Origin of the sequence: Mycobacterium sp. 29Ha (assembly GCF_032883055.1) — a bacterium.
Taxonomy (GTDB): domain Bacteria; phylum Actinomycetota; class Actinomycetes; order Mycobacteriales; family Mycobacteriaceae; genus Mycobacterium; species Mycobacterium gallinarum.
Genome location: NZ_JAMQTI010000030.1, coordinates 1 through 19,712 on the forward strand (window position 1 = coordinate 1; position 19,712 = coordinate 19,712).

Annotated in this window: 22 protein-coding genes; 7 read left to right on the forward strand and 15 right to left on the reverse strand. The window is 65.4% G+C overall.

What is annotated here, in order from left to right; genetic code table 11:
- A partial coding sequence (locus tag M1248_RS33455) for a hypothetical protein (RefSeq protein ID WP_410506749.1) occupies positions 1-121 on the reverse strand: 121 nt, incomplete at its 3' end.
- A 200-nt stretch (positions 122-321) separates the two neighbouring features.
- A complete protein-coding gene (locus M1248_RS28415) occupies positions 322-1,287 on the reverse strand; it encodes a DUF808 domain-containing protein (RefSeq protein WP_317150422.1) in 966 nt (321 codons plus the stop codon).
- A 35-nt stretch (positions 1,288-1,322) separates the two neighbouring features.
- Between M1248_RS28415 and M1248_RS28420 the strand changes: the two genes are divergently transcribed.
- Positions 1,323-2,228 carry an SCO6745 family protein gene (locus M1248_RS28420; RefSeq protein WP_317150423.1) on the forward strand — a complete coding sequence of 302 codons (906 nt, stop codon included), beginning with the start codon at positions 1,323-1,325 and terminating at the stop codon, positions 2,226-2,228.
- Here M1248_RS28420 and M1248_RS28425 read toward each other — a convergent pair.
- The 3 genes from M1248_RS28425 to M1248_RS28435 form a co-directional block, all read right to left on the reverse strand.
- Positions 2,211-3,626 carry an NCS2 family permease gene (locus M1248_RS28425; RefSeq protein WP_163733751.1) on the reverse strand — a complete coding sequence of 472 codons (1,416 nt, stop codon included), beginning with the start codon at positions 3,624-3,626 and terminating at the stop codon, positions 2,211-2,213. The two genes, M1248_RS28420 and M1248_RS28425, sit on opposite strands and share 18 nt — an antisense overlap.
- Before the next feature lie 9 nt (positions 3,627-3,635).
- Complete coding sequence (locus tag M1248_RS28430; protein ID WP_317150424.1) at positions 3,636-4,070, reverse strand: MarR family winged helix-turn-helix transcriptional regulator; 435 nt, start codon at positions 4,068-4,070, stop codon at positions 3,636-3,638.
- 65 nt (positions 4,071-4,135) lie between these two features.
- Positions 4,136-4,927 carry an SDR family oxidoreductase gene (locus tag M1248_RS28435; protein WP_317150425.1) on the reverse strand — a complete coding sequence of 264 codons (792 nt, stop codon included), beginning with the start codon at positions 4,925-4,927 and terminating at the stop codon, positions 4,136-4,138.
- 120 nt (positions 4,928-5,047) lie between these two features.
- Between M1248_RS28435 and M1248_RS28440 the strand changes: the two genes are divergently transcribed.
- The gene (locus M1248_RS28440; RefSeq protein ID WP_317150426.1) at positions 5,048-5,911 is read left to right on the forward strand and encodes a helix-turn-helix transcriptional regulator; all 864 of its coding nucleotides are present in this window, start codon (positions 5,048-5,050) and stop codon (positions 5,909-5,911) included.
- Here M1248_RS28440 and M1248_RS28445 read toward each other — a convergent pair.
- From M1248_RS28445 to M1248_RS28455, 3 genes are all read right to left on the reverse strand, one after another.
- Positions 5,895-6,269, reverse strand: coding sequence for an NYN domain-containing protein (locus tag M1248_RS28445; RefSeq protein ID WP_083128119.1), 375 nt, complete (start codon positions 6,267-6,269; stop codon positions 5,895-5,897). The two genes, M1248_RS28440 and M1248_RS28445, sit on opposite strands and share 17 nt — an antisense overlap.
- A 104-nt stretch (positions 6,270-6,373) precedes the next feature.
- Positions 6,374-6,784: an STAS domain-containing protein gene (locus tag M1248_RS28450; RefSeq protein WP_174262149.1), complete on the reverse strand. Its 411-nt coding sequence runs from the start codon at positions 6,782-6,784 to the stop codon at positions 6,374-6,376.
- A gap of 122 nt (positions 6,785-6,906) precedes the next feature.
- The gene (locus tag M1248_RS28455) at positions 6,907-8,172 is read right to left on the reverse strand and encodes a DNA polymerase domain-containing protein (RefSeq protein ID WP_317150427.1); all 1,266 of its coding nucleotides are present in this window, start codon (positions 8,170-8,172) and stop codon (positions 6,907-6,909) included.
- Positions 8,173-8,228: 56 nt separating this feature from the next.
- Between M1248_RS28455 and fadD2 the strand changes: the two genes are divergently transcribed.
- Together fadD2 and M1248_RS28465 are read left to right on the forward strand one after the other, a co-directional pair.
- Positions 8,229-9,917 carry a long-chain-fatty-acid--CoA ligase FadD2 gene (fadD2, locus tag M1248_RS28460; RefSeq protein ID WP_163733765.1) on the forward strand — a complete coding sequence of 563 codons (1,689 nt, stop codon included), beginning with the start codon at positions 8,229-8,231 and terminating at the stop codon, positions 9,915-9,917.
- Positions 9,918-9,946: 29 nt separating this feature from the next.
- Positions 9,947-10,726 (forward strand): SDR family NAD(P)-dependent oxidoreductase, encoded by a 780-nt coding sequence (locus M1248_RS28465; protein WP_163733768.1) that lies wholly within the window; start codon positions 9,947-9,949, stop codon positions 10,724-10,726.
- Here M1248_RS28465 and M1248_RS28470 read toward each other — a convergent pair.
- The 6 genes from M1248_RS28470 to M1248_RS28495 are packed head-to-tail and all read right to left on the reverse strand — an operon-like array spanning position 10,723 to position 16,396.
- Positions 10,723-11,034 (reverse strand): hypothetical protein, encoded by a 312-nt coding sequence (locus M1248_RS28470; RefSeq protein ID WP_317150428.1) that lies wholly within the window; start codon positions 11,032-11,034, stop codon positions 10,723-10,725. The two genes, M1248_RS28465 and M1248_RS28470, sit on opposite strands and share 4 nt — an antisense overlap.
- A 39-nt stretch (positions 11,035-11,073) precedes the next feature.
- The gene (locus tag M1248_RS28475) at positions 11,074-11,352 is read right to left on the reverse strand and encodes a hypothetical protein (protein ID WP_317150429.1); all 279 of its coding nucleotides are present in this window, start codon (positions 11,350-11,352) and stop codon (positions 11,074-11,076) included.
- A 57-nt stretch (positions 11,353-11,409) separates the two neighbouring features.
- Positions 11,410-13,602, reverse strand: a complete 2,193-nt coding sequence (locus M1248_RS28480) for an acyl-CoA dehydrogenase (protein WP_317150430.1) — start codon at positions 13,600-13,602, stop codon at positions 11,410-11,412.
- Positions 13,603-13,614: 12 nt separating this feature from the next.
- Positions 13,615-14,643 carry a 2-hydroxyacid dehydrogenase gene (locus tag M1248_RS28485; protein WP_317150431.1) on the reverse strand — a complete coding sequence of 343 codons (1,029 nt, stop codon included), beginning with the start codon at positions 14,641-14,643 and terminating at the stop codon, positions 13,615-13,617.
- Entirely contained in the window at positions 14,619-15,761 is a 1,143-nt protein-coding gene (locus tag M1248_RS28490; protein ID WP_163733784.1) for an alpha/beta hydrolase, read from the reverse strand. The genes M1248_RS28485 and M1248_RS28490 overlap by 25 nt, the downstream gene beginning before the upstream one ends.
- Positions 15,758-16,396, reverse strand: a complete 639-nt coding sequence (locus tag M1248_RS28495; RefSeq protein ID WP_163733787.1) for a TetR/AcrR family transcriptional regulator — start codon at positions 16,394-16,396, stop codon at positions 15,758-15,760. Before M1248_RS28495 ends, M1248_RS28490 begins: the two co-directional genes overlap by 4 nt.
- A gap of 103 nt (positions 16,397-16,499) precedes the next feature.
- On the opposite strand from M1248_RS28495, the gene M1248_RS28500 reads away from it, so the two are divergent.
- Entirely contained in the window at positions 16,500-17,075 is a 576-nt protein-coding gene (locus tag M1248_RS28500; RefSeq protein WP_317150432.1) for a VOC family protein, read from the forward strand.
- Here the strand turns inward: M1248_RS28500 and M1248_RS28505 are convergent.
- Positions 17,072-17,680, reverse strand: coding sequence for a TetR/AcrR family transcriptional regulator (locus M1248_RS28505; protein WP_163733793.1), 609 nt, complete (start codon positions 17,678-17,680; stop codon positions 17,072-17,074). The two genes, M1248_RS28500 and M1248_RS28505, sit on opposite strands and share 4 nt — an antisense overlap.
- 80 nt (positions 17,681-17,760) lie before the next feature.
- Here M1248_RS28505 and M1248_RS28510 point away from each other — a divergent pair, with 80 nt between their 5' ends.
- Together M1248_RS28510 and M1248_RS28515 are read left to right on the forward strand one after the other, a co-directional pair.
- Positions 17,761-18,657 (forward strand): oxygenase MpaB family protein, encoded by an 897-nt coding sequence (locus M1248_RS28510; RefSeq protein ID WP_163733796.1) that lies wholly within the window; start codon positions 17,761-17,763, stop codon positions 18,655-18,657.
- A gap of 56 nt (positions 18,658-18,713) precedes the next feature.
- The gene (locus tag M1248_RS28515; RefSeq protein WP_317150433.1) at positions 18,714-19,610 is read left to right on the forward strand and encodes a class I SAM-dependent methyltransferase; all 897 of its coding nucleotides are present in this window, start codon (positions 18,714-18,716) and stop codon (positions 19,608-19,610) included.
- Positions 19,611-19,712 lie beyond the last annotated feature (102 nt).

A 19,712-nucleotide genomic window follows, 5' to 3' on the forward strand; every position in this document is an offset into this window, starting at 1 on the left:
GGAACGACCAGTGGGTCGGGAACACCTTGTTGAGTTGCCGACGCACCGCCGCTGACGGGTGATAACGCGAGTCGATGGCATCGCCTTGGGCTGCGGCGATGTCGTTCAATTTTGAGTTCATATGCGTCGGCTCCTGGGAAGCTACGCGGGGCTACTCTCCAAGATGCTCGGTCGACGCGAGATGTGCTCGTAACGGCGGCATAGTTCACCATTCGGTCACAATCGACGATTTCGCCGCGCCGTCAACGCATCAGTACCGGCAGTGACAATCGCTCCTACCGCGTTGTCGGACTTCGCATGCCGAGTTTGGCGGGCCCCCAGTTATGTGGCGGGCGCCTTCTTGTGCTTCTTCTTGCCGAACGGCAGCACGTGCATGATCGCCACGACGACGGCGCCGACGACCAAGCCGATGAGCGCCGAAGCCGCGGTGTTGACCAGCCAGGCCAGCACGCCGCCGAGCCCCTCGGCGACCGCGCGCTTTATCAGGTCTTCGAGATGGTGCACCCACCCGTAGAGCGTGTGCCAGCCCAACGTATCCGTACCCAGTAGGAGGATGTGGCCGCCGACCCAGAGCATCGCGACGGTGCCGACGGTCGACAGCCCCGACAGCAGCTTGGGCATCGCGGCGACCAGCCCGCGACCGACCTTCTGTGCGAATGTCGACGAGCGCTGCGCGAGGTTCAGGCCGATGTCGTCCATTTTCACGATCAGCGCGACGACGCCGTAGACGGCGGCCGTGATGACGATCGCGACCACGACGAGGATCGCGAACCGCGACCAGAACCTCTCGCCCGCCACCTCATTGAGCGCGATCACCATGATCTCGGCGGACAGGATGAAGTCCGTCCTGATCGCCCCCGCCGTCATCTGCTTCTCGGCGTCTCCGCCGAGGGTCGATGCGGGTGCGGCATGCGCGTCGTGGCTCGCACTTTTGTGAAACCACCCAGCTACCTTCTCCGCGCCTTCGTAGCAGAGGTAGGTGGCGCCCAACATCAGGATCGGCGTCACGATCCACGGCACGAACTGGCTGAGGAGCAGGGCCGCGGGCAGGATGAACAGCAGCTTGTTGCGCAGCGAGCCGATCGCGATCCGCTTGATCATCGGCAGTTCGCGGTCGGCGGTGATGCCGTGCACATACTGCGGCGTCACCGCGGTGTCGTCGATCACAACGCCCGCAGCCTTGGCGGTCGCGCGTCCCGCCGCGGCACCGATGTCGTCGACCGATGCCGCGGCCAGCCGCGCCAGCGCCGCAACGTCGTCGAGAAGTCCGAACAGGCCCGCGCTCATCGCTTCCCCATGGGTCTGGAGGTTACCGTGAGCCAATGGCCGGTGCCGATGGCGCGTTTCGCGCAACGCGAATTCTGGCCGGTGCCGTCGAAGCGTTCGCCGGGCAGGTCTACTTCGCTCCCGAAGCCCACGCCGGGTACGAGAAGCTCGGCTTCTCCGGCAGCCCGGGGCTTGTCGGCGGGGTGGCGATGCCCGATATGAACGCCTACTTCTGCAGTCGCGGCGCGCTCCTCGGCCAGGTGCCGGGGGAGGTGGTGGCGTCGGCGTTCGCGGTGTTCAACCCGGCGATCGTGGTACCTGCCGTCGAACACGGCTGGTCGCTGACGACGGCCGCGGAGATCATCGCGGCCAGGGATGAGGCCGCCGTGGGTCAGCTGCGAAGGATCCTCGGAACCAACCCGGACGGCGCCGACGAGCTGGCCCGACTCCTCGGACCGGTGAGCGGGTCGCTTCCGGTCGCGGGGCGCCCGCTCTATGCGGGGTTGATGAATGCCGACGTGCCCGAGGACCCGCTCGGCGCGGCGTGGCGGTTCGCCGACCGCCTTCGGGAATTCCGCGGCGACGCGCATACGGCCGCCTGGACGTCGGCCGGTTACAGCGCCATCGAGATCGGACTGACGACCGAGCTGTACTGGGGGTTGCGGTCCAAGACGTACGTCAGGACCCGGGGCTGGTCGGACGCCGAACTCGACGCGGCGATCGCCGACCTGAAAAGCCGCGGTTTGATCGACGATGGCGGGCTGACCGATAACGGCAGGCAGGAGCGAGAGGCCATCGAGACCCGCACCGATGCGCAGTGCGCGCCGGTCCTACAAGCCCTTGGTGCCGACTTCGAGAAGGCCGTTGCCGTCCTACGGCGGTTCTCCGACGCCGTGCGTGCGGCGCACGGCTATCCCGCCGCGGGGCCGCACGACCTCGCGGCGCTACATGCCAAGCAGTGACTCGACCCAGCCGCGCGCGAAGTAGACCACGAAGCCCGCGGCGACGACCCACATCAGCGGGCTGATCTCGCGGGCCTTGCCCGCAGCCGAGCGTGTCACCACCCACACGATGAATCCCACACCGATGCCGTTGGCGATCGAGTAGGAGAACGGCATCGTCGCCACGGTGAGCACGACGGGCAGCGCAATGGAGAACTCGGATATGTCGATGTGCCGCAGATGCGCCACCATCATCGTTCCGACGACCACCAGCGCAGCCGCGGCGACCTCGGTCGGAACGATCGACGCGATTGGCGAGATGAACATGGCGGCCAAAAACAGAACGCCCGTAACGAGATTCGCGAGACCCGTACGCGCGCCCTCCTCGATACCCGCTCCGGACTCGACGAAGACGGTTTGCGACGACGCCGACGTCGCCCCGCCGACAACCGCGCCCGCGCCCTCGACGATCAGCGCCGAACGCAGGCGCGGGAAGATCCCTTGATCGTCGGCGAGCCCTGACTCACGCGCGAGGCCGGTGAAACTGCCCATCGCGTCGAAGAAGTTCGCGAAGACCAGAGTGAACACGAACATCACGAAGGCGATCGCGCCGATGCGGCCGAAGCTGTCGAAGAGGCTGAAGTCGCCGATCAGTGAGAGGTCGGGCAGCGCGAACGGTGATCCCGACAAGGTCGGCACCGACAGGCTCCACCCGCCGGGCTTCTCGACCGCCGATCCGAGGTGCCAGATCGCCTCGACGACGACGGCGACCGCGGTGCCCGCGACGAGTCCGATGAGGATGCCGCCACGCACCCGCCGCGCGACGAGGATGCCCGTCACCAGGAGCGTGAACACGAATATGACGGTGGGGATTGTGCTGATGTCACCGGCGCCGCCGATGCCCAAACCCACCGGAGGCGACGGTGTTCCGGTCGACCCGACGAAGCCGGCGTCGACCAATCCGATGAACAGGATGAACAAGCCGATGCCGGCGGTGATCGCGATCTTCAGCTGGATCGGGACGGCGTCGAAGACGAGTCTGCGCAACCCGGTTGCCGCCAGGGCGACGATGATGAGCCCGTTGATGACGACGAGTCCCATCGCCTCGGGCCAGGTCAACGAGTCGACCAGCGTCGTCGCGACGAACGAGTTGAGGCCGAGTCCCGCGGCAAACGCGAACGGCAGTCGCGAGATGAGCCCGAACAGGATGGTCATGACGCCCGCGGCCAGCGACGTCACCGCCGAGACCTGATCGAATTCCAGCTGGCTGCCCGTCACGTCGTCGATGCCGGACAAGATGATCGGGTTCAGCACGATGATGTAGGCCATCGCGATGAAAGTGACTACGCCGCCGCGGATCTCGTTGGTGAGCGTGGACCCTCGCTCCGAGATCTCGAAGAAGCGGTCGAGGCGGTTCACTCTTCGACCCTAAGGGGTATCGCGCACGCGTGCGATGTTCTGTAGCGCGGTCAGGAACCCCCGACGCTCGTCGGCTGATAGCACCGAGAGCCAGCGCTCCTCGCCGCGCTGGATGTCCTTCTGCACCGCGTCTTTCACCAGGCGGCCCGATGTGGTGATGGAAAGCAGTCGTACGCGGCGATCGTCGGGGTCGGCGTGTCGCTCGATGTAGCCCTTGGTCTGCAGTTCGTCGAGCGTCGGGATGATGCGCGTCTTGTCGGCACCGATGGACTCAGCAAGCGCTGCCTGGGTGCGTACCGGGGATTCGTCGAGGGCGAGCAGCACGGCGTACCCCCACATCGACACATCGTGTTCCTTGAGCACTGGAACCTCTGCGGCGATCAACTCACGGAGCAGCGGAGCCAGCATCGCCGCGAGGTCGGGGCGCCTTGCCTTGGACGGCATGGACGAATATTAGTCAGCGACCGATCCGACCTCGCGGCATTACTGCTGTGCGGCCTGCGAACGACCTAGGAAACCTGCGCTGTCGGCATGATCGTGAGCTGCTGGAAGTTCACCCGGGCCGGCTGGCTGGCCAGGAAGTTGATCGCCTCAGCCACATCCTCGGATTCGAGCACATCAATCTGGCCCTTGGTCTCGGAGATCCATTCCGTGGCCCCGGCGTCGGTCACGTGGTTCGGCAGCTCCGTCTCGACGATGCCGGGCTCGATCGCGGAGACCCGGATTCCCTTGGGGCCGAGTTCCGCCCGCAGCGTCCGCGACATGTGCGTCACGTAGGCCTTCGTTCCCGAGTAGACGGCGAAGTTCGGGAAGATGTTCTGCGCGCCGATCGACGAGGTGTTGATCAGGTCGGCCACGCCCTTCTCGGCTGCCGACGCGATCAGTTGCGGAATGAACGCGCCGATCACGTACATCAGGCCGCTGATGTTGAGGTCGATCTGTTGCTGCCACTGATCGAAGCGCTGCTCCTCGACGGGTGCCGGAAGCATGACCCCGGCGTTGTTGAACAGCAGGTCGACGGTGCCCAGCTCGCGAGCCACCCGATCGGCGGCGGCGCGCACGGCTTCGGCGTCGGACACGTCGACGGGGACGGCCAGTGCGATGCCGCCGGCCTGCTCGATCTCGTTGACGAGCTTGTCGAGCCGTTCGGCGCGCCGAGCGAGCACGGCGACCTTGGCGCCGGATGCGGCCAGACGCTTGGCGGTGGCCTCGCCGATGCCGCTGGACGCACCGGTGACGACGGCGACGCGGCCGACGAGAGTGGTGTTGGTGTCGGGGGTGGTGTTGGTTGAAGTGGTCATGCCCACATCAACATCGCGGCGGCGCGATGCTTACCGCTTATTCGAGCACTGCTCTTCCTAGGTCTGGCAGACCTACGTTTGTTCCGGCGGGCACGCGTCGGGGGCCTCAGACTGGTCTATGTGGAGCACAACGTGGAGTTGAGGGACTTCCTGCGTACCCGCCGTGCGCGTCTGAACGTCGACGATGTCGATGTCGGGGGCACCGGCCGAAAGCGGCGCGTGCCGGGGTTGCGTCGCGAAGAGGTCGCTGCGCTTGCCGGTGTGAGCGTGGATTACTACAGCCGCCTCGAGCAGGGCCGCCACCTGAATGTGTCCGATGAAGTTCTCGACGCCGTGGCTCGCGCGTTGCGCCTCGACGACACCGAACGCGCGTACCTGTTTCGGATCGCCAAGACCAACCCGCGACGTCCGCGCCGGCGTGCACCGGCGCCCGTGCAGCGCGTGCGGCCCGGTGTACGGCGCCTCCTCGAGACGCTGGACGACGTGACACCCGCGTTCGTCTTCGGCCGCCGGATGGATGTGCTCGCCGCGAACAACCTGGCGCGCGCACTGCTCACGGATTTCGAAGAGCTCCCGCCGCGTGAACGAAACCTATTGCGCTACACGTTTTTAGACGAGTCCACCCAAGAGTTGTTCGTCGATTGGGAGGAGGTCGCCAAGGACAACGTCGGGACCTTGCGCCTCGACGCCGGACGTCATCCCGACGACCCGCTGCTGATGGAGTTGGTGGGTGAGCTGTCGGTGAAGAGCCCGGAGTTTCGCCGTTATTGGGCCGATCACAATGTGCGCGAACGCACGCATGGAACGAAGCGCTACCACCACCCCCTCGTCGGGGACCTGACGCTGCAGTATGAGTCCGTTGCGCTCCTCGGCGATCCCGACCAGACGCTGTGCCTCTACAGCGCGGAGGCGGCGTCGCCCTCGGAGACGGCCTTACGCCTGCTGGCCAACTGGACCGGTGAGCGCGTCAGCGAGGGTCGATGAGATCACGCAGGCGCTGGGCAGGGTAGACCGTCGCGCCGAGCGCCCCGACCCGCTCTGACAGCGCACGGTCCGAGGTAGCCACGCGGACGTCCTGCGGATTCTCGGCGGACCCGACCAGCGTGACGATGTGGTCGTCGGCCGAGTTGGCCGCCGCTCGCGGGGCATGCGCGATGGTGATGACCGACGATTCCAGCGGCGGTGACAAGGGATGCTCGAACACCACCGTCACGTCCTCACCTTCGGTGGACGCCCAACGTTCTAGGTGTTCGATCAAGGTGGACATCGCCGATCGGCGATTGCGCCACCAGCCGTCCGGACGGGATCCGACGACGTTCATGCCGTCGACGATCCAGCGCAATACCGCTACCGGGCGGCGGGCAGTGCGCGCCTGGCGGGCAGGTGACGGCGGCCAAGCAGGAACTGGAGCCAGCGAATATCGAGAAGCATTTTCGGACCTTTCCGCTATGCGGATTTCTTGGTCAGCAAGGGCAGCAGGCGACGGCGTTCGTCGATGCTGTCGGCGAAATGGTGGAGCGCGTCGGGAATCGACTCGGCGACCGGGAAGCCGAGCCCGGCAGCCTGCATCGCGCGCATGACCGGGGCGCTGGTGATCAGCGACCACTCCACACCGCTGTGGAAGCAACCTTCGTCGACCGCGGACAGCAGCGAAAGTGCGTGTCCTGAAAAGGAACTCACGTGGCTCAGGTCGAGCACGAAGGGTTTCTCGGCGATGACGAACCGAAGCGCCAGCGCGGTGACCCGCTCGATGTTGGTGTCGTCGATCACGCCTTCGACCGTCACTACGGTGGCCAACTGCCGGCACACCGCATGGATCTGAGCGCCAGCACAATCGAACGCCGGGTTGCCGTACATGTTGCCTCCCCTCGGTCTCTTGAGTCTCAAGGTATCCAGGCAAAGTAAGGCAACCGGGTGCTATCGCTAATACTTTGGTAAGAACGTGTTTTGGTACTGCGAGCTTTCGAATAGCAAACGAGTCAGTCTCGGCGCATCCATTGTGGCCCCGTGTAGTTCTCCCACGGGTTGTAGTCGGCGAGCAGCGGTTCCTGCGGCGGACGCTGATCCTCGGGCACATGTTGCAGGTTGATCCGAATGCGGTACCAGATCGAACTGGGGCCCCGCATGCCGTCTACCAGAATGTCTGGTGCTTCGAGCCTTTCAGCTACCGACGGGTAACGTTCGCGCCAGGTGTCCAGCGCTGCCATCGCCTCGTCTTTGGTTTTGGTGCGGGCGACCTCGATCAGCGGCATCACCGACTCCCGTCGTCCCGTTCCTTTCTTGGATCCGATGTCGCCGCCGGGGCGGCTCCGGGCACCGCGTGGTGCCTTCTCGGGCGGGCCGAGCTTGTCGGCGAGGTCGAGCAGCGAATCGAGTGAACCCGCTGAGTCGTCTATTCCCTCCCACGGGTCGCCGTAATCCTCGAACCGCTGTGGCACGGTCGCGATGGTGAATTGCTCGGGATGGCAGTCCGCGACCTCGTCCCACACCAACGGTGTCGACACTCGCGCGTCGGGCAGCGATCGCACCGAGTAGGCAGACGCCACCGTGCGGTCGAACGCGTTCTGGTTGAAGTCGACGAACACACCCTCTCGCTCCTCCTTCCACCATCGGCTGGTGGCGAGGTCCGGAGCGCGGCGTTCCACCTCTCGCGCGATCGTCTGTGCGGCCAGACGCACCTGCTTGAACGGCCAGCGTCGTTCGATGCGGGCATAGATGTGGAAGCCCCGCGATCCGGAGGTCTTCGGCCACGCCGTCAGCCCGTGGTCCTCGAGCACCTCACGCGCGACCAGGGCCACCGCCACGATCTGGCGCCAATCCACGCCAGGCATCGGGTCCAGGTCGACGCGCAGCTCGTCGGGGTGGGCCAGGTCGTCGGCGCGCACCGGGTGGGGATTGAGGTCGACACAGCCGAGGTTGACCGCCCACACCAGCCCACCCGCGGAGTGGATCACCGCTTCTTTGGCCGACGTTCCAGACGCGTACTTCAGTTCGGCGACGTCGACGAAGTCGGGCCGCTTCGCGGGGGCACGCTTCTGGAACACCGCCTCTTCGGAGATACCTTTGACGAACCGCTTGAGGATCATCGGGCGGTCGGCCACACCACGCAGCGCACCGTCGGCGACTCGCATGTAGTAGCGCATCAGGTCCATCTTGGTCACCCCGATCGCTGGGAAAACGACCTTGTCGGGGTTGGTGATGGGCACCTGCTGACCGTCGACCTCCATATGGAGCGGGGCGGGCATGGGTCCATGTTAGGTTCCGGACCCGACATGCGACCCGCGTCACATATTGTGGGTTCATGCCCAAGCTAACCGAACTTCCGTTGCAGGCAGCGGCCAAAATCCAGCAGTATGCCGAGCGCGGATCGGCCGAACTGCACTACGCCCGCAAGATGTTCGAAGCCGGCGCGCTGAAGCTGGAGGCACCGCAGAACATCGCCGCGTTCCTCGCCGACATCCGGCGCTGGGGCGAGTTCGGCATGATCCCGGCGCTCAACGCGCGCCGCACACCTGATCGCATCGCCGTCGTCGACGACGAGGGCGAGTTCACGTTCAAAGAACTCGACGACGCAGCGCACGCCCTTGCCAACGGCCTGCTGGCAATGGGCGTCAAGGGCGGCGACGGGGTGGCGATCCTCGCGCGAAACCACCGATGGTTCCTCGTCTCGGTGTACGGCGCGGCCCGCACCGGAGCGCGCATCATCCTGCTCAACAGCGAATTCTCCGGGCCCCAGATCAAAGAGGTGTCCGAGCGTGAGGGCGCGAAGGTCATCATCTACGACGACGAGTACACCTCCGCCGTCTCGCAGGCCGACCCCGATTTCGGCAAGCTGCGCGCGCTGGCCACCAACCCCGATAAGGACGAGCCGTCCGGCAGCACCGACGAAACCATCGCCGACCTCATCGCCCGCAGCACTACCGCGCAGGCCCCCAAGGTCACCAAGCATTCGTCGATCATCATCCTGACCAGCGGGACCACCGGCACGCCCAAGGGAGCCAACCGCAGCACCCCGCCGTCGCTCGCGCCCATCGGCGGCGTGCTGTCCCACGTGCCGTTCAAGGCGGGGGAGGTGACGTCGCTTCCGGCGCCGATGTTCCACGCGCTCGGTTTCCTGCACGCCACGATCGCGATGATGCTGGGCTCCACACTGGTGCTGCGCCGGCGCTTCAAGCCGTCGACTGTGCTGGCGGACATCGAGAAGAACAAGGCCACCGCGATCGTCGTCGTACCGGTGATGCTGTCCCGGCTGCTCGACGAACTCGAGAAGACCCAGCCCAAACCCGACCTGTCGTCGTTGCGCATCGTGTTCGTGTCCGGGTCACAGCTGGGCGCCGAGCTGGCTACACGTGCCCTGAAGGACCTCGGCCCCGTCATCTACAACCTGTACGGCTCGACCGAGATCGCTTTCGCGACCATCGCGCGGCCCAAGGACCTGTCGATCAATCCGGGCACCGTCGGCCCCGTCGTCAAGGGCGTCAAGGTCAAGATCCTCGACGACAACGGCGCCGAGCTACCGCAGGGCGAGGTGGGCCGCATCTTCGTCGGCAACACCTTCCCGTTCGAGGGCTATACCGGCGGCGGGCACAAGCAGATCATCGACGGGCTGATGTCCTCCGGCGACGTCGGCTACTTCGACGAGCACGGTCTGCTGTACGTCAGCGGTCGTGACGACGAGATGATCGTCTCCGGCGGCGAGAACGTGTTCCCCGCGGAGATCGAAGACCTGGTGAGTGGGCATCCCGAGGTCGTCGAGGCCACCGCGCTCGGCGTCGAAGACAAGGAGTGGGGCCACCGGTTGCGCTGCTTTGTGGTCAAGGCCGAAGGTGCCTCAATCGACGAGGACGGCATCAAGGCGTACGTGCGCGAGAATCTGGCCCGTTACAAGGTGCCCCGCGAGGTTGTGTTCCTCGACGAGTTGCCGCGCAATCCGACTGGCAAGATCCTCAAGCGCGAACTACGTGAAATGGACACCGAAGGGTCGGAATAGTTCGGCTGTCGCAGTGGTAGTAGCACTGCGTGAACATCGATCTGGCCGGTAAGACGGCGCTCGTCACAGGTTCCACCCAGGGCATCGGATTGGCGATCGGCCAGGGGTTGGCCGCCAGCGGTGCGCGCGTCGTGGTCAACGGGCGCACGCCTGACCGCGTCGAGGAAGCCGTAGGCAAGGTGGGCGGCGACGCCATCGGTGTGGCAGCCGACGTCGCGACCGACGAGGGCGTAGCCCAGCTCCTGGCGAGAGTGCCTGACGTCGACATCCTCGTGAACAACCTCGGCATCTTCGAGGCGGTTCCAGCGCGCGAGATCACCGACGACCAGTGGCGTACCTACTTCGAAGTGAATGTCCTTGCGGCAGCACGACTTATCCGAAGTTATCTACCCGCGATGGCAGAACGCGGCTGGGGCAGGATCATCCAGATCGCCAGCGATTCGGCCATCGTGACTCCGGCGGAGATGATCCACTACGGCGTCTCGAAGACCGCGCTGTTGGCGTTGTCGCGAGGGTTCGCCAAGGATGCGTCGGGCACCGGTGTCACCGTGAACTCCGTCATCGCGGGGCCCACCCACACCGCGGGTGTGGAGGACTTCGTCTACCAACTGGTCGACAAGTCGTTGCCGTGGGACGCCGCGCAGCGGGAGTTCATGCGAAACCACCGACCGCAGTCGCTGCTGGAACGACTCATCGATCCCGAAGAGATCGCCAACATGGTCACGTATCTGGCGTCTCCGCAGGCGTCCGCGACGACCGGTGGCGCGCTTCGAGTCGACGGTGGATACGTCGACTCGATCCTGCCTTAAGCGGACAGTATCGCGGCGCCGGGAATCGACAGGCACACCAGCATCACGGTCAGCAGGAACCAGCCAGCGCCCTGCCAGGCCACCCATGGACCCTGCACTTTCCACTCCCGGTACGTCTTGACGAATGCGCCGATGCCGCCGGCGAACAAGACGGCCGGCACCAGCGATGCCGCGATCACCGACTCCCGGGCAGCCAACCCGTATAGGGCGAAGACGATGCCCGCCACAACGACGACGGCACCGACGTAGACCGCCGCGGCGCGGAAGGCGCCGGGCCGGTCCCAGCGCTTCTCGACGTCATTCGTCATATCGAGCGGGTTCCCGCGTACCGCACGGAGCAACCGCGCTCAGTGCGGATGGTTGATATACCAGGACAGGCATCCCGGGATATCGCGGCACGCGATCACTGCCGCCTGATCGGGTGGCCCGCCGCGAACCCTCGGGATGCGCGGTCCGACGTTGCAGGACGGGACGTACGGGTTACCGGGGACGAAGCCGGGATAGCACGGCGCCGCCTCTGACTCGATGGCCGACTCCGCCGTCAACACCGCGGGCGCGATCAGAAACCCCAGTGCCGCGGCACCGGTGATGATCAAATGCGACGGGCGTCGTCTGAGAAGGTTCATGTCTGCCGACCCTTTCGTGAGCCAACAGTTCGATCGTACGCCCGCCGTCGAGGGCTTTTACGGATCGCGAGGCAGGCCCAGCAGCCGCTCGGCGATGATGTTCAGCTGCACCTCGGACGTGCCGCCGTAGATGGTCGTCGCGCGGCTGGCCAACAGGAACTCGGCCCACTTACCCTGCGGTGTATCCGGATTCCCGACGGCCCCGTCGGTGCCGAACGAGGACACCGCGAACTCGGCGTACTTCTGACCCGTGCGCATGGACAGCAGCTTGGAGATGGCCGCCGCGGGCATCGGATCGCCACCGGCCAGCGTCAGCAGGGTCGACCGCATGTTCAGCACCTTCGCTGCATGTCCTTCGGCGATGAGATGACCCGCGGTGTTCTTACCGACCTGATCGAACTGGCCGTCGCGGATGAAGTCGACGAAGCCGTCGAGGGCGGGCAGGAACGGTGGCTCAGTGCTGCCGATCGACACGCGCTCGGCCGTCAGGGTGGTCCGGCTGACCTCCCAGCCGCGGTTCACCTCACCGAGCACCATGTCGTCGGGGACGAACACATCGTCGATGAACACGGTGTTGAACATCGCGTTGCCGGTCAGTTCGCGCAGCGGCTTCACCTCGACACCGTCACTGCTCATGTCGAGCAGAAAGTAGGTGATGCCGTTGTGCTTCGGGGCGCTCGGATCGGTGCGGGCCAGCAGCATGCCCCACTGCGAGTACTGCGCTCCGGTGGTCCAGATCTTCTGGCCGGTGATCCGCCAACCGCCGTCGACCTTGGTGGCCTTGGTGGTCAGGCTGGCCAGATCCGAGCCGGCGCCGGGTTCGGAAAACAGTTGGCACCAGATCATTTCGCCGCGCAGCGTCGGTGGCAGGAAGCGCTGCTGCTGCTGCTCGGTCCCGAATGCCACCACCGACGGGATCAGCCACGCCGCGATTCCCATCGCCGGACGTTTGACCCGGCCCGCGCTGAACTCCTGCGCGATGATGATCTGCTCGACGGGACCCGCCGCGCGGCCCCAGGGCTTGGGCAGGTGGGGAACCACCCAGCCGCCCTCGGCAATCGCTATGGTCCGCTCCTCGCTCGGAATCGCTTTCAGCGACTCCACTTCCGCGCGGATCTCGTCGCGTAGCTTCTCCGTCTCGGGATCCAGATCGATGTTGAGCTTGCGGGTTCCGGTGCTCGTCGCGATATCGACGACCCGCTGCGGGTAATCGCTGGTGCGGCCGAAACATGCGGCAAGCAGCAGCGCGCGGCGGTAGTACACGTTGGTGTCGTGTTCCCAGGTGAAGCCGATGCCGCCGTGCACCTGGATGCAGTCCTGGGTGGTGTGTAGCACGGCTGCCGGAGCCAGCGTGGCAGCGACAGCCGCGGCGAACTCGAAAGCCGTTTCATCGCTTGGGTTTTCGCTGTGCGCATCAATGGCACGCGCCGCGTCCCATACCGCGGCGGTCGCCCGCTCGGTGTCGGCGATCATCTGGGCGCACTTGTGCTTGATGGCCTGGAACTGGCCGATCGGCCGACCGAACTGCTCGCGGATCTTGGCGTACGCCGTCGCGGTGTCGGTCGCCCACCGCGCGACTCCGACGCACTCTGCGGACAGCAGCGTCGATATGACGGCGCGCGCGTGGTTGCGGCTCAGGTTGCCCAACACGCGATCGTCGCCGACCTCGACGGCGTTGGCGCGCACATGGGCCACCGGGCGAAGCGGGTCCACGCTCTGGACCGGCTCGATCTCCAACGCCTCTGCGTCGAGGATCACCCACTCCTCACCGCTGTCGATCGCGACCGGCAGCACCAGCACCGACGCCTGCGCGGCCGCGGGGACGGCGCGGACCTCACCGCGAATGACCAGGTCGTCGCCCTGTCTGGTGGCCGTCAGGCCGGAGTCGATCGCGTAGGTCGCGATCACGTCACCGGACGCGAGGTCAGCCAGCACCTTCGCGTCGGGGTCGTTGGCGGCGATCAGTGCGCTGGCGATCGCCGAAGGGACGAACGGACCGGGTACCGCGCCGTAGCCGAACTCGGCCAGCACGATCGCCAGCTCGAGAACACCAAACCCTTGTCCGCCAACGGATTCCGATAGATGCACACCTTGCAGACCCTGCTCAGCAGCGGCCTTCCAGTACGGCGGCGGGTTGGGAACCGGCGTCTCCAGTGCCTCGTGCAGCACCTCCGACGGCGCTACCCGTGCCACCAGGGACCGGACCGAATCGGCCAGGTCATTGTGCTCGGTGTTGATTGCGATGGGCATAGTTGTTGCACCTCATTGTGGCATTTCCCTATTAACCGGTCGGTTGGGAACCACGATACCGTTCACGACATTGGCGAGGTCCCGGCCATCCCGGATGCGGCGGCAGTTGTCGACGGCCATCTCCAGATACCGCCTCATGGTGTCCAGCGTGTACCAGCTGACATGGGGTGTCAGCACCACGTTGGCCAGGGTCAGGAGCGGATGTCCGGCGGGGATCGGCTCGACGGCGAAGACGTCCAGGCCCGCGGCCGCCAGCCCGCCCGATCGCAGCGTGTCGACGAGTGCGTCCTCGTCGATCACGGCTCCACGGGAGGTGTTCACCAACACCGCATCGGAACGCATCGACGCGAGTGCGCTGCGACTCAGCAAGCCCGCGGTCTGGTCCGTCAACGGGATGTGCAGGGAGACGATGTCACTTTCCGAAAGCAGGTCGGGCAGCGCGCGCCAGCCGGGCAGACCGTCGTCGCGGGTGCTGGTGTGCAGCACCTGGGCACCCATCGCGACCACGATTCGCTCGACCGCCTTCGCGATGTTGCCGTAGCCGATCAAGCCCACGGTGCACCCGCCGATGTCACGCACTGTCTCGCCGAGGCTCGGATCCGAGGGCCAGCCTTGGCCGTCGCGGGTGACTCGGTCGAGCTCGGTGAGCCGGCGCAGCGCGGCGAGCATCAGCAGCACGGTGCCCTCGGCGACCGATGGGGCGTTGGCGCCCGGCATGTTCGCCACGGCGATGCCGAGCCGCGTCGCCGTCTCGACGTCGATGGTGTTGACGCCCGCGCCCAGCTTGTGCACCAATCGGCACTGCGGAGCCTGTTCGAGATCTGCACCCGAGATCGGCCGCAGCACATGCCAGATCACGTCGGCATGGGGGAGCTCTCGATAAAAGGTGTCGTCGTCATCTTCGGCGCAGTAGTGAATGTCGAGCCAATCCGCTTGTGGCGCAACGAACTGTGCGACCTTGTCACCGGGAACGTAATGGGCCAGCACTCTGAGCGATGAGCGCGAAGAGCCGACGGCTAACGCCACCGCTTCGCGATCCATTTGGCGATGGTATCGGCCTTCTCACTGCGTGCGCCCGGGGTCGCGAAGTAGTGGTCGGTGTCGATGGAGCACTGCGCTTTGTCCTCGGAGGCCAGGGCGTCATAAATGCGTTGCGCGTCCGACGGATACACACCGGTGTCCTGTTCGGCGTTGATCACCAACGCGGGACAGGCGAGACGTGACAGGTGCGGCTCGGCCCGGGTCTGCGCGTGTCGCAGGCTCCACATGCCGATCCAGCTGCGCAGCGTGCACGCCGCGGCGATGCCGTGGGCGGATCGGTTGGCCTTGATCGGCTCACCTGCGTAACACAAGTTTGCCTGGCGCCGGGTCGGCTCGAGGGATGGGTCGACCATGCGCGGGTCCGCCCAGGTTCGCAGCACCGTGAACGGGCGGTCCGAGAAGCCGGCGGCGTGCACGCGTTTGAGTTCGCTCTCGGCCCAGTCGGTGATGGCATTGTTTCGGTCGATCTGCGCCGAGCGGTAGCGCGCGACGAACTCTTCGGAAAAGGGTGGTCCGTTCTCCGGATTGAACAGATCGAGCTCGGGATCGCTGCTGAGAGGGTCGCTTTCGTCAATGACCGACCCATCCATCCAGGCGGTCAGGACGTCGGGACGGCCGGGATGGGCAGCGCTTGCGATGAAACCGTCCGCGGGCAGCAGGTCGGTGAGTCCCGCGGCGGGCCGCATGCCGTCCAGCGGAGTCACGTGGTGGTGTACGGCCTGTGCCTGATACGCCGCCATGAGTGAACCACCGCCGGAATTACCCAGCAGAACAATGGTTTCCACCCCTTGCACCTCGCGCAGCCAACGCACTCCCACCCCGATGTCGACCAATGCGTGGTCAAGCAGGAAACTGCTCTCAAAGCCGCGATATCGCGTGTTCCACCCGAGGAAGCCGATGCCTCTGGTCGCCATGTAGTCGGCGAGATAGTGTTCGGAGAAGTCGATCTGGTAGTGCGTGGCGATCATGGCCACCTTCGGTTTTCGTCCTATGCCGCGGTAGTAGAGGCCCTGACATGGGTTTCCGCCCGCACCCGCCCGACGTGCGGTGGGTGACTGCACACCGACGAATTCCCGGGTGACACCCGGAGTCGCGCCGCTCGATGGTGCCCTGGTCATGCGGTCCCCCTGTGATAGATCGTCCGATAGAAGACGTTGGCAAGCGTGGTGATGCATGCCTCGTCATCGACGGGTTCTTTCCCGCCACCCCGCCGGGCGTCCCCGGCCAACTGTGTGTAGCAGAATTGGTTGAGCATCGACACCAACGCCACTGCCACCAGATGTGGATCATCATCCACGCAGAAACCCTGTTGCTGAGCATGTTTCACCATGTGGGTGACCAGCGTGATCGGGAGCGAGCAGATTTCGTTCCAGTATTCCGCGAAGTCGTCGTTGACCATCGCCAGTTGTGACACGCTGACGATCTCGGCGAGTTGGTGACGATAGGTGTGCCAGTGTGCGGCCGCGGCCTGGTAGGAGCGCTCCCAGTTCGACAGGCCCGGCTCGGCTGCTGCCCGCGAGCGCTCCCTGGCTTCGTCGCGGAACCGCAGGGCCCACTCGCGGACCATCGCTTCCTTGGAGTCGTAATAGTTGTAGAACGATGCGGTGGACTTGCCGGCTTCGGAAGCGATATCCGAAATTGTCGTTGCGAGAATGCCTTTGCGGGCGATCACTGATCGGGCTCCCGCGTCGATCGCGGCTTGCGTCCGCCGACCGCGCAGTGTCGGAAGCTGCACGCGAGAACTTGCGGACACGGCCTCTCCTCGACCATTGATCGGCTCGTCGATCGCACCATTGATCGAACCTGAACCTGATGTTAGATTCAGAAATCGAGCTTGACTAGAGGAGCAGCCACACATGATCAAGCCGAACAACCCGAATTCCGAGTTCGAACTCGGCGGCATCAACCACGTCGCGCTCGTGTGCTCGGACATGGCGAAGACGGTCGACTTTTACAGCAATGTGCTTGGCATGCCGTTGATCAAGTCGCTCGACCTGCCGGGGGGCATGGGACAACACTTCTTCTTCGATGCGGGCAACGGCGACTGCGTGGCGTTCTTCTGGTTCGCCGACGCACCGGATCGGGTTCCGGGAATCTCGTCGCCCGAGGCGATTCCGGGTATCGGCGACATCGTGAGCGCCGTGAGCACCATGAACCACCTTGCGTTCCACGTCCCGGCGGAGAAGTTCGACGAATACCGGCAGCGACTCAAGGACAAGGGCGTGCGTGTCGGCCCGGTGCTCAACCATGACGAGAGCAAGCAGCAGGTCTCCCCGACGGTACATCCGGGGGTGTACGTGCGATCGTTCTACTTCTTCGACCCCGACGGCATCACTCTCGAGTTCGCCTGCTGGACAAAGGAATTCACCGACAGTGATACGACGACCGAGCCGAAGACGGCCGCGGATCGCCGGCCGCGGGTATCCGTCTAGGGTCTCGGCGGCATCGCGGCCAGCTGATCGATCAGCGCGGCCAGCAGTTGCACCAGCTCGTCGTGGTCGAGTTCGACGTCCCCGGACAGCCATGCGCTGATGGCCTGACCCACTCCGCCGACCGCGAAGTGGGATGCGGCTTTGTTGTCCAGCGCCCCCTTCACGCCCTCATGGGCGAAGAGCAGGGCGGCGAACAAGGCCGTCGACTCCGCGCGCTTGCGCACGATCACGGTGTTGGACAGCTCGACGCTGAAAAGGAGGCGTCCGACGCGGGGGTCGGCGGAGATCGTGCGGACGACGTTGGCCATCGCGGCGCGGGCCTGCTCGGCCGGGGACGCCGCCGCGACGGCGGCCTGGGTGGTCGCGGCGATGTCGGCGATCACCGAGTCGAACACCGCTCCGACGAAGTCATCCTTGTCGTTGAAGCTTTCGTAGAAGTACCGAACGCCGAGCGCGGCCTGCCCGCAGATCGCGCGGACGGTCAGCTCGGCGGGGTCCTTACCTGCGGCGCCGAGTAGGTCGAGCCCGGCATCCAGCAGGCGGCGACGGCGACCTGCGATGCGTTCGCCCGCGTCGACGCCGCGATAGGGGCGGACCTGTGCCATGCCTGCCATCTTGACACCTGTCACATTCGCAGGCAATATCAGGAAACACGCGTTCTCACTTTACCGATAGGTGGCGGCCAATGACGGTCACTGTTCCGATCGATCACGTCGAGCGTCCGCTCAACGACCCGGTGCTTCCCGGCGGTAAGAAGCCGCCGAGGTGGATGGGCGCAGCGGATGACGCCGCGTTCATCGGTCTGCTGTCCGGAGGCGCCAACGTGATCATGGAGTTGGCCCGCCCCGGTGTCGGGTACGGGGTCAAGGACAGCCGGGTCGAGAGCGGACGCGCCGACCGTCATCCCATCAAGCGGGCCAGGACGACCTTCACCTATCTCGCGGTCGCGCTCTCGGGCACCGACGAGCAGAAGAAGCTGTATCGCCGCGCGGTGAACAAGTCCCACGCACAGGTGTACTCGAAGCCTGGCGACCCGGTGCAATACAACGCCTTCGACAAGGACCTGCAGATGTGGGTGGCGGCATGTCTGTACAAGGGTTTCGTCGACGTCCATCGCATCTTCGTCGGCGAGATGGATGACGAAACCGCGGACCGCCACTATCGCGAAGGCATGGCACTCGGTACGACGTTGCAGGTGCCCGCGGAGATGTGGCCTGCCGATCGCAAGGCTTTCGACGAGTACTGGCAGCAGTCACTGGAACGGATCCACATCGACGACGCCGTTCATGAGTATCTGTGGCCCATCGCGGCCGGGCGTCTCGGGAAGGCCACGTTGCCGCGGCCGTTGCAGAAGCGGCTGGACGCGGTCAACTTGTTCATGACCACAGGCTTTCTGCCGCAACGGTTCCGCGACGAGATGCGGCTGCCGTGGGACGCGAGCAAGCAACGCAGGTTCAATCGGGTGATGACGGGCATCGGCACCGTGAACAAGGTGATGCCGCGGTTCATTCGGCGCTTCCCGTTCAACTGGATGCTGCGCGATCTCGACTGGCGGATCCGGACCGGCCGACCCCTGACCTAGCGGGCAGCCACCTGGGCTGTAAGCAGGTTGTCAGATTGGCCGCGTACAACGGCTGCATGCGTACCGATAACGACACCTGGGACATCACGACGAGTGTCGGCTCGACGGCCTTGTTCGTCGCCGCGGCGCGAGCACTGGAGGCGCAGAAACCCGACCCCGTCGCCGTCGACCCGTTCGCCGAGGTGTTCTGTCGTGCCGTGGGCGGCCAGTGGTCCGAGTTGCTCGACGGCGGGGCGCCCGAGCACCCGCTGAGATCCGAGTTCGGCGTCGGCTTCGTGAACTTCCAAGGCGTGCGGACGCGATACTTCGACAGCTACTTCAGCAGGGCCGCCACCGCGGGAGTACGCCAGATCGTCTTGCTCGCAGCCGGTCTGGACTCGCGTGCATTTCGGTTGGACTGGCCCGCCGAGACCGTCGTATACGAACTGGATCAGCCGCAGGTTCTCGACTTCAAGCGCGGTGCCCTGGCTGGCGTGCGGCCCAGCGCCCAGCGCCGTGAAGTCGCCGTCGACCTGCGTGATGACTGGCCACGGGCACTGCTCGATCACGGTTTCGACCCCACGTCGCCGTCGGCCTGGATTGCCGAGGGCCTGCTGATTTATCTGCCCGCGACCGCGCAGGTTCAGCTGTTCGCCGGCATCGACGCGCTCTCGGCGCCGGGCAGCCACGTCGCGGTGGAGGAGTCCGTGCCGATGGATGCCGACGCGTTCGTCGCCAAACAAGAGGAAGAGCGGGCGGGGGGAGGCTCGGCGCACGGCGGTCCGTTCTTCGAGCTCATATACAACGAGCAGCACGAGCCGGCGGCCCAGTGGTTCGGGGCCAGGGGTTGGCGCGCCGATGCCACACCGCTTCCGGATTATCTACGGGCCCACGGCCGTCCGGTCCCCGCGCTCGACTCCGACGCCGGCACCATAACCAGCACGATCAGTCTGGTAAGCGCGATCAAGGGGTGAGTGCAGTCACGTCGTAACCCACACCGTGAGTCTCGACAGTTAAGTTATGCAATGCTAACTTCACGAAGGTTAGCCTGGCATAACTTACGGGGAGACAAGCGC

What these genes read in the sequence shown, in the direction of transcription:
- M1248_RS28415 (WP_317150422.1), bottom strand. Translation starts at nt 1,287, where the DNA reads ATGAGCGCGGGCCTGTTCGGACTTCTCGACGACGTTGCGGCGCTGGCG.
- M1248_RS28420 (WP_317150423.1), top strand. Translation starts at nt 1,323, where the DNA reads ATGGCCGGTGCCGATGGCGCGTTTCGCGCAACGCGAATTCTGGCCGGT.
- M1248_RS28430 (WP_317150424.1), bottom strand. Translation starts at nt 4,070, where the DNA reads ATGCCGTCCAAGGCAAGGCGCCCCGACCTCGCGGCGATGCTGGCTCCG.
- M1248_RS28435 (WP_317150425.1), bottom strand. Translation starts at nt 4,927, where the DNA reads ATGACCACTTCAACCAACACCACCCCCGACACCAACACCACTCTCGTC.
- M1248_RS28450 (WP_174262149.1), bottom strand. Translation starts at nt 6,784, where the DNA reads ATGTACGGCAACCCGGCGTTCGATTGTGCTGGCGCTCAGATCCATGCG.
- M1248_RS28455 (WP_317150427.1), bottom strand. Translation starts at nt 8,172, where the DNA reads ATGCCCGCCCCGCTCCATATGGAGGTCGACGGTCAGCAGGTGCCCATC.
- fadD2 (WP_163733765.1), top strand. Translation starts at nt 8,229, where the DNA reads ATGCCCAAGCTAACCGAACTTCCGTTGCAGGCAGCGGCCAAAATCCAG.
- M1248_RS28470 (WP_317150428.1), bottom strand. Translation starts at nt 11,034, where the DNA reads ATGACGAATGACGTCGAGAAGCGCTGGGACCGGCCCGGCGCCTTCCGC.
- M1248_RS28475 (WP_317150429.1), bottom strand. Translation starts at nt 11,352, where the DNA reads ATGAACCTTCTCAGACGACGCCCGTCGCATTTGATCATCACCGGTGCC.
- M1248_RS28480 (WP_317150430.1), bottom strand. Translation starts at nt 13,602, where the DNA reads ATGCCCATCGCAATCAACACCGAGCACAATGACCTGGCCGATTCGGTC.
- M1248_RS28485 (WP_317150431.1), bottom strand. Translation starts at nt 14,643, where the DNA reads ATGGATCGCGAAGCGGTGGCGTTAGCCGTCGGCTCTTCGCGCTCATCG.
- M1248_RS28490 (WP_163733784.1), bottom strand. Translation starts at nt 15,761, where the DNA reads ATGACCAGGGCACCATCGAGCGGCGCGACTCCGGGTGTCACCCGGGAA.
- M1248_RS28500 (WP_317150432.1), top strand. Translation starts at nt 16,500, where the DNA reads ATGATCAAGCCGAACAACCCGAATTCCGAGTTCGAACTCGGCGGCATC.
- M1248_RS28505 (WP_163733793.1), bottom strand. Translation starts at nt 17,680, where the DNA reads ATGGCACAGGTCCGCCCCTATCGCGGCGTCGACGCGGGCGAACGCATC.
- M1248_RS28510 (WP_163733796.1), top strand. Translation starts at nt 17,761, where the DNA reads ATGACGGTCACTGTTCCGATCGATCACGTCGAGCGTCCGCTCAACGAC.
- M1248_RS28515 (WP_317150433.1), top strand. Translation starts at nt 18,714, where the DNA reads ATGCGTACCGATAACGACACCTGGGACATCACGACGAGTGTCGGCTCG.